The sequence below is a fragment of the Gaetbulibacter sp. PBL-D1 genome, from assembly GCF_050509525.1.
Lineage (GTDB): Bacteria > Bacteroidota > Bacteroidia > Flavobacteriales > Flavobacteriaceae > Gaetbulibacter_B > Gaetbulibacter_B jejuensis.
Genome location: NZ_JBNWKB010000030.1, coordinates 1 through 9,189, shown reverse-complemented (window position 1 = coordinate 9,189; position 9,189 = coordinate 1). Strand labels below are relative to the sequence as shown.

Annotated in this window: 6 protein-coding genes; 4 read left to right on the top strand and 2 right to left on the bottom strand. The window is 33.0% G+C overall.

What is annotated here, in order from left to right:
* The first annotated feature begins 76 nt into the window (after positions 1–76).
* Complete coding sequence (locus tag ACQ0RB_RS15540) at positions 77–1,114, top strand: energy transducer TonB (RefSeq protein WP_430499596.1); 1,038 nt, start codon at positions 77–79, stop codon at positions 1,112–1,114.
* Positions 1,115–1,136: 22 nt separating this feature from the next.
* Positions 1,137–2,921, top strand: a complete 1,785-nt coding sequence (locus tag ACQ0RB_RS15535) for a 1-deoxy-D-xylulose-5-phosphate synthase (protein ID WP_430499594.1) — start codon at positions 1,137–1,139, stop codon at positions 2,919–2,921.
* On the opposite strand, the gene ACQ0RB_RS15530 is transcribed toward ACQ0RB_RS15535, so the two are convergent.
* Both ACQ0RB_RS15530 and ACQ0RB_RS15525 read right to left on the bottom strand, forming a co-directional pair.
* Positions 2,895–3,062, bottom strand: coding sequence for a hypothetical protein (locus ACQ0RB_RS15530; protein WP_161566756.1), 168 nt, complete (start codon positions 3,060–3,062; stop codon positions 2,895–2,897). The two genes, ACQ0RB_RS15535 and ACQ0RB_RS15530, sit on opposite strands and share 27 nt — an antisense overlap.
* Before the next feature lie 179 nt (positions 3,063–3,241).
* Positions 3,242–4,585 carry a deoxyguanosinetriphosphate triphosphohydrolase gene (locus ACQ0RB_RS15525; protein WP_430497612.1) on the bottom strand — a complete coding sequence of 448 codons (1,344 nt, stop codon included), beginning with the start codon at positions 4,583–4,585 and terminating at the stop codon, positions 3,242–3,244.
* 202 nt (positions 4,586–4,787) lie between these two features.
* Between ACQ0RB_RS15525 and ACQ0RB_RS15520 the strand changes: the two genes are divergently transcribed.
* Complete coding sequence (locus ACQ0RB_RS15520; RefSeq protein WP_131508767.1) at positions 4,788–6,059, top strand: hypothetical protein; 1,272 nt, start codon at positions 4,788–4,790, stop codon at positions 6,057–6,059.
* A gap of 93 nt (positions 6,060–6,152) precedes the next feature.
* Positions 6,153–8,990: a TonB-dependent receptor gene (locus ACQ0RB_RS15515; RefSeq protein ID WP_131508766.1), complete on the top strand. Its 2,838-nt coding sequence runs from the start codon at positions 6,153–6,155 to the stop codon at positions 8,988–8,990.
* The last annotated feature ends 199 nt before the right edge of the window (positions 8,991–9,189 follow it).

Here is a 9,189-nt window from a genome sequence, read left to right as displayed (position 1 = left end):
TGTAAAAATACAATTCTAATTGAATCAAAAACAAATCGGCAAGAAATTTGATATTCAAACTACAAAGCTATTAATTATGAAACCTCACTATTCAATTTCCATTCCCAAACCATGTCATGAAAACTGGATGAAAATGACGCCTAATGAAAAAGGACGTTTTTGTCAATCTTGCTCCAAAACCGTTGTCGACTTTACAAATATGACCACTGATGACATTCAAGACTTTATCTATACCAACAAGCACCAACGTATTTGTGGACACATTAAACAAAGTCAATTAGATACTATTAACCTAAAAGTGTCTCAAAGTGTTTTTGACCAAACACTGAGTTTTCATAAAATGTTCTTATTGGCATTATTATTAGCTATGGGAACCACTATTTTTAGTTGTGCTGATGAAAAAGGCAAAACTAAGAAAATTGAAAGCATTGAGTTGATAGATACAAAAACAGACACTATTGAAAAAATGGGAGAAATTGATAAAGATGTTGAACATATACTTAATGAAACTCTAGAAAAGAAGTCAAAAAAAGACACTATTAAAGGCATTAAACCGCCACCAAAGCCTACGTTAACTGGTATAGTTGTTGAAGTTGATGAAAACCAAAAAACAGATAAAGCTTCATCAAAGACATCAAAAAAAGATTCTACAGAAATTACTGCTCCTCCTTTTTGCCCTATTCCTAATGTAACTGGAGAAATTATTGAAGTTGAAGAACAGATGGAAGATGAAGAGGATGTAACTGATATTGTTGTTGGAATGATTATTAATTCTCATCCACAATTCCCAAACACTCCTGACAGTTTATCTATTCAAGGACAGAAAAAATATCTTAACAAACGACTAAGAGAGTTTATTGAAAAAAACTTTGATATAGAAAACGCAAAAAAAGCAGGCTTATCTGGCAAACAAAAAATTTATGTCCAATTCACTATAGATGAGCAAGGAATTACAAAAGATATTATAGTAAGATCAAGGTCGCCTCATCCTTATTTTGATAAAGAAGCCACACGAGTTATGGAGCTACTTCCTCAATTTATTCCAGCAAAACAGCGCGATAAAAATGTTGCATCAATATATTCTTTACCTATTATTTTTGATATTAAAGACTAATTAATTCTTGTACTTTTGTACAGTGCAAAAAAGACATTTAGACCATATTAACGTTCCTAAGGATTTACGTCAATTATCAGTTGATGATTTACCTCAACTTGCTAAAGAACTGCGTGAATTTATCATTAACATTATCGCAACTAAAGAAGGACATCTTGGTGCTAGTCTTGGTGTGGTAGAACTTACAATAGCGTTACACTACGTATTTAATACACCTGATGATATTTTGGTTTGGGATGTTGGTCATCAAGCGTATGTGCATAAAATTTTAACTGGCAGAAAAACCATTTTTGACACCAATAGGCAATTTGGTGGTATTAGTGGGTTTCCTAAACGTAGTGAAAGTGAGTTTGACACCTTTGGTGTTGGGCATTCTTCTACATCAATATCAGCAGCTTTAGGAATGGCAATTGCTTCTCAGTTAAAGAATGAAAACAAACACCATATTGCAGTCATTGGCGATGCATCAATTGCAAGCGGAATGGCTTTTGAAGGTCTTAATCATGCTGGCGTAACTGATGCTAATTTGTTGGTGATTTTAAACGACAATGCTATTGGAATAGACCCAAGTGTTGGCGCTTTAAAACAGTATTTAACCAACGTAAAAAAAGGCACTCAAAAGCAAGACAATATTTTTGAAGCTCTAAACTTTAACTATTCAGGGCCTGTTGATGGACATGATTTACCGCTTTTAATCTCAGAACTCAACAGACTAAAAACCGTTAAAGGACCAAAGTTTCTTCATATAATAACTACTAAAGGAAAAGGGTTAAAGCAAGCTGAAAACGATCAAGTAAAATATCACGCTCCTGGAAAGTTCAATGCTAAAACAGGAGAACTGATTGTTAAATCGGGTTCTAGCCAACCTCCTAAATTTCAGGATGTATTTGGATTAACTATTGTTGAGCTTGCAAAAAACAACAAAAACATAATTGGGATTACTCCTGCGATGCCTACCGGAAGTTCATTAAAATACATGATGAAAGAATTTCCTAAACGTGCTTTTGACGTTGGTATTGCCGAACAACATGCAGTAACTTTTGCTGCTGGTTTGGTTACTCAAGGTTTTACAGTGTTTTGTAATATCTATTCTACATTTTTACAACGTGCTTACGACCAAGTAATACACGATGTTGCCACTCAAAATCTTCCAGTCATTTTTTGCTTGGACAGAGCAGGATTGGTTGGTGAAGATGGAGCGACACATCATGGTGTTTTTGATTTGGCTTACTTACGATGTATCCCTAATTTAATTGTTTTTGCACCTAGAAACGAAATTGAATTACGCAATATTATGTACACTGCGCAATTAGGTTTAGACCAACCAATTGCCATAAGGTATCCTAGAGGACGAGGTAGTGTAATAGATTGGAAAACCCCTTTTGAAGCTTTACAAATAGGTAAAGGTATTCAACTAAAAGAAGGTAAAGACGTTGCTGTTTTAAGTATTGGTTCTATTTACAAAAACGTTGAAAATGCTATTGAAAACTGCAAGCATACTGATACAATTGCTCATTTTGATATGCGCTTTGTAAAACCACTTGACGAGAGTTTATTGCATCATATTTTTAAAACATTTAAAGCTGTAATAACAGTTGAAGACGGAACAGTAGTTGGTGGCTTTGGTAGTGCAGTTTTAGAGTTTAAGTCTAAATATGATTACTCAGCAAAAACAGAAATTGTTGGTATTCCTGATGAATTTATTCAACATGGAACTGTTGACCAATTACAAAAGGTTTCTAAAATGGATGTAGATAGCTTGGTTAAAACTATTGAAGACCTATTCCTCAGTATCAGTAGTAGCTAAATCTGGTTGCTGATCTACATTGTACATATCAATATTTTGTACATGCTGTGAATTTTTGCTTTTAGAGATATCGTCAATCATTAGCAAAAACGCTACTGTTACAAAAAATATAACTATCGCACCTAATAGATTTTTTTTCATCTTAGTAGATTTATGGGATTGTGTTAACAAATATAACAAATCATCGTTAAAATACAAATTTTATCGACGAAATGCAATTATTTAATTTCCCATCAATACTCTCAAAGTTCAGGCTTAATTCAACCACTTTAAAAAAAACAGTTGAAAATTATCAACATTTATATTAACAATTTGAGTATTTATAGGTGATTACCTTTAAGTTTTCTATAGGTTAAAATTGCATTACTGTCAGAAAGTTTAGAAATATAATTACATACAGCCATTAGGCAACTGTAAAGATTATCATCATTCAAATTAACAGTTTTTGGTAATGATTTTAAAACTAAACTATTAAAACTAGAAAGTGAATTATTCAATTTATTGTCGACTGCATCAGTATATACACTCAATAACTGATTTAAGACTTCATAACCAGAAATCTCTTTATCAATCACCTCATCAGACTGATAAACATTTGAAATGCTTATTTGAATAATATCCTTTATTTGAGCTTTGTATTTGCTCAAATCCAATAAGGCTTTGGAAAATGTTCCACCCAAAATAGCTTCTTCATTTTCAATAAACAATTCAACAGCTTCGTTAATTAATGTATTAATGGCTAAAGCTCTTAAATAACTAACTCTATCTTGTGTGGTCGTTAATTCATGGTATTTTGAAGTGTTAATTGAGCCTCTAACAAGATTAATAAGATACTCTAGCGCATATTCTTCTTGTATTAACCCAAGATTGATACCATCTTCAAAATCAATAATAGTGTAGCATATATCATCAGCAGCTTCAACCAAGTAAGTTAGTGGATGTCTACTAAAACTAATATCATTATCATTACTTCGCTTTACAAGGCCTAATTCTTTAACAACATCTAAAAACACTGATTTTTCACTTTGAAAAAAGCCATATTTTTTATCAGCAATATGAGTTGTTGGCTTTTTAGGCAATGACTCTTTTGGGTATTTTATAAAAGCACCTAAGGTTGCATAGCTCAACCTTAAACCTCCTTCTCTACCTGGTCTACTCTCGGTTAATATTTTAAAGCCATTGGCATTTCCTTCAAAGTCGCATAAATCTTGATACTCCTTTTTCGTAAGTTTATCTTTAAATTTTACACCTTTACCTGTTTTAAAAAACTCTCCTATACTTTTTTCTCCAGAATGTCCAAAAGGTGGATTGCCAATATCATGCGCTAAAGCAGCTGCGGCAACAATAGCTCCAAAATCATTTGCTTGATAACCATGAATATTTTGTAAATAAGGATGCTTCTCTATTAACCTTTGTCCTGCCTTTCTACCTAAAGACCTACCCACGACACTTACCTCTAAACTGTGCGTTAAACGAGTATGAACAAAATCGGTTTTAGAAAGTGGAATAACTTGAGTTTTGTCTTGAAGACTTCTAAACTCTGAAGAAAATATAACCCTATCATAATCAACCTCAAAACCTAATCTAGTCTCATCCTGCTCCTTTCTTAGCCTTTTATTAGTATCACCAAATCGTTTTAAAGAGAGTAATTGTTCCCAGTTCATAAGTAAATTATTAAGTGCTCGCAAGATAGCTAATTCAATGTTAATTTAATGTTTTGAGAAACTCAAAAAATCAAGGTTTGGTAACATTTAAATAACTTTTTTATTACCAATGTTTAACTTCTGATTAACCTTGTCTTTACAGTTCAACAGTTTCTTTGCAGCATCGATTTAATATAACAAAACTATTTTAAAAAAAAGTAAAATGAGAAAATTAACTTTAGCCGTATTAACAATGCTATCATTAGTATTTACTGGCTGTTTTAAAGATGACGATACTCCTATTATTATTGAGGAAACTACAATCATCAACCAAGGTGGTGGAGATGGTGGAGGAGATATTTGTCCTACTGTTTCTGTAACAGGAGCAATTACTTCAGACACAACTTGGTCTAGCGACAACATTTATGTTTTAAACCAAAAAGTAGTAGTAGACAATGGTGCTACTTTAACTATCCAACCAGGTACAATAATTAAAGGTTCTCCAGGAACTGGTTCATTAGCTTCTGCATTAATTATTGCTAGAGGAGCTAAAATAAACGCTGTAGGAACTGCTTCTCAGCCAATTATCTTTACTTCTACAAGTGATAACATTACTTGTGGAGAAACTGCTGGTACTAACCTAGATGTAAATGATAGAGGTCTTTGGGGAGGATTATTAGTTATGGGTTATGCTCCATGTTCTTTCTCTGGAGATATTACTGAAGCTCAAATAGAAGGTATTCCTGCTGATGATACATTTGGTCTTTATGGTGGTTCTGATGCTGCTGACAACTCTGGTGTATTACAATACATTTCTATTCGTCATGGTGGAGCTTTAATTGGAGAAGGTAACGAAATTAACGGTTTAACTCTAGGTGGTGTTGGAACTGGAACTCTTATTAGCAATATTGAAGTTGTTGCTAACGTAGACGACGGTATTGAATTCTTTGGTGGTTCAGTTAACGCTTCTAACTTATTAGTTTGGGGACAAGGAGATGACGCTCTAGATATTGACCAAGCTTACTCTGGTACTATTGATAACGCTGTTGTAGTATTAGGAGAAGCTTCTGACCACGCATTTGAAATTGATGGTCCTGAAGGTTCTTTAACAGGTTCTTTTACTTTACAAAACGCAACTATTATTGGTAACACTGTAACTGCTGATGGTGAGTATGCTGACTATAGAAGTAATGCAATGGGAGCTACAAACAATATTCTTGCTTACGGATTTAAAGCTGAGTCAGATGTTGAATTAGACAACGATGGTGTTGCAACAAATTACAACGACGGTTTAGTAACTTTTAGCAACTGGGAAATTGTGTTACCTACAGGTGTTGCTAACGTAGAAGACATCTTTGTAAATAAAGCTGAAACTGTAACAGTAACAGGTTTTGGATCTGAAGCTACTGCTGTAACTCTAGGATCTCAAACAGTTGGAGCTGATTTATCAGACTTTGACTGGACTTATGCTAGTGCTTCTGGTGCTTTGCAATAAATCTAGACATTAATCTAGACAACGTTTTAACTCCCTTAAAAAAAACAATTGTCCACTAAAATAGGGTGGACAATTGTTTATAGAATATTTATTATGAAAAAAAATATATCTACATTTATTTTCTTTTTCTTTCTTGCAGTTTCTTTTTCTTATGCTCAAAAGGGTAAAGTTGCCGGAACAGTAATGGATGGTGAGTTTGTTGAGCCTATGGCTTTTGCAAACATACTTGTAAAAGGCACTACTACTGGTACAACTTCAGACTTTGATGGAAAATATGAATTAGAATTAGAACCTGGAACTTATACTTTAATATTTTCTTTTGTTGGTTATGACACTCAAGAAATAAGTGAAATTGTTATCAAGTCTAACGAAATTACTGTAATTGATGTTACCTTAAGTACAAACTCACTTGAAACCGTTGTAGTAACCACAACAGTAAAAAGAAATACTGAAAATGCAGTATTGAACATGCAAAAAAAGTCTGTGACTTTATTAGATGGTCTTTCTGCTCAATCCATTAAAAGTAGTGGAGCAAGTTCAGTAGCTACGGCTGTAAAAAGTGTACCTGGTGTTTCTATTCAAGGTGGAAAATATGTGTATGTTAGAGGTCTTGGAGACCGTTATACCAAATCTATTTTAAATGGTGTTGATATTCCTGGTTTAGATCCAGACAGAAACACAATTCAAATGGATTTATTCCCAACAAGTATACTTGATAATGTAATAGTTTTAAAGTCTGCTTCTGCTGAGTATCCTGCTGATTTTACAGGTGGTGTAGTTGATATTATCACAAAAGATTTCCCAAATAAATTTGAGTCTTCAATTTCTCTAGGTATGGGATACAATCCTGATATGCACTTTAATGACAAATACTTGACATATACTGGTAGTGATACTGATTTTTTTGGTTATGACGATGGCACAAGAAACCTTCCAATAAACAGATACCAACCTATACCTGGTACTTTTGAAAACAGATTGTTATTAACTTCTTTAACAGATAAATTCAATAAAGAATTAGCTGCTAAGCAAGAAAATAGTGGAATGAATTTTGACTTAGGTTTTACACTTGGTGATCAGTATGATTTAGGTAATGACATGAAACTAGGTTACCAAACCTCTTTTTCTTACAAAAATGAAACAACTTTTTATGAAGAAAGAATAGATGGAGCTTGGATAAGACAAAATGGTGACCCTTCTGAATACCAACTTAACAGCACATTAAGCTCAAGAGGATCTGAAGGTATTAACAATATTATTTTAAATGGACTTGCTGGTGTATCTCTTAAGACTAAAAAGTCAAAGTATAAATTTAATGCACTACATATTCAAAATGGTGAATCAACTGCAGGTGTATATAACCAAGAGATCTCTGAAGATGGAACTGGTGGAGCTCAAGCACCTATCTATAAAAATGCACTTACTTATACTGAGCGTTCTGTAACTAACTTTTTGCTTAGTGGTAGTCATAGATTTAGCAATGACGAAAATGCATGGAATTTAGATTGGAAACTTTCTCCTACCTTTTCTAAAGTGTACGACAAAGATCATCGTATTACACCATTGAGACCTTCAGACAATAACACATTTGTTATTAGTCCTAGTACTGCTACATACCCAATAAGAATTTGGAGATGGCTTCAAGAAGAAAACTGGGTTGGTAAAATTGACTTAAAGAAAAAATACAACCTTTTTAATAGTCCTGCGCAATTAAAGTTTGGTGGTAGCTATGTATATAAGTTTAGAGATTTTAGTATTGATGCATTCACTTTTCAAATAACTGGAGACGATTCATTTATTGAAAACGGAAATGTAGATAACTTATTAGCTACTCAAAACATTTGGACACCTGACTCTGATAGCGGAACTCATATTACCTTTGGTGATACGTTTAATCCAGATAACGCTTATGAAGGTGAACATAACATTGCTTCAACTTACATTTCTAATGAGTTTAACATTACCGAGAAATTCAAGACCGTTTTAGGTTTAAGAACTGAGTATTTTAAAGCTTATTATACTGGTGCAGATACTCAAGAAGACATTGTTTATGAAAGAGAAGAAGTTCAAGATAAGTTTGACTTTTTCCCATCAGCAAACTTAATTTATTCTTTAAATGACAATGTAAATTTAAGAGCTTCTTACTATCGTACTACAGCTAGACCATCATTTAAGGAACAATCGAACTCACAAATCTATGACCCAATTACTAACAGACTGTTTATTGGTGATTTAGACTTGGTTCCTTCTTACATCAACAACTTTGATTTAAGGTATGAGCGTTATGGCGATTCAGGTCAAATGTTTGCAATAAGTGGTTTTTATAAAGACTTTAAAGACCCTATCGAAATTACATTTTTCGAATCAGCAGCAAACCAATTAACACCTGCTAATTTAGGTAATGCTACTGTAATAGGTGGTGAGTTTGAATTTAGACAACGATTAGGCTTTATTTTAGAAAGTTTAAATGACCTTAAATTCAATGCTAACGTATCTGTAATAAGTTCAAAACTTGAAATGTCTCAACAAGAATATAACCGTAGAGTACTTGCTGCAAGAGAAGGAGAATCAATAGATAGAGAGCGTGACCTACAAGGACAATCACCATTTTTATTAAATATTGGTTTAGACTACAACAACGAAGACATTGGTTTACAAACAGGATTATTTTATAATGTACAAGGTAAAACACTTGAGGTTGTTGGAACAGGAATTGTTCCTGATGTTTACACACAGCCTTTTAACAGTTTAAACTTTACATTAAACAAAGCTTTTGGAGAGACCAAAAACTCTTCTATAGAATTAAAAATAAGCAACCTATTAAACGATAAGAAAGAAAGCTTATCAGAATCTTTTAGAGCAGATGATCAAATATTCTCATTAAGAGATCCAGGAATTGAATTTTCTTTAGGTTATAGCTTTAAATTTTAATCAAATTAGTTTTATAAAATAAAAAAAGGCACTCTTTTCAGAGTGCCTTTTTGCTTTAATTTAATAAAAATAAACTTAATTTCTTATAGCTACATCAGTAGATTGTTTCCACTCTTGTACACTAGCAATTTTAGAATCTTTGTAGTCTACTTCTTTTAGTGTATCATCTACCCAAAAAAACCATTTACCAGATTTTTTA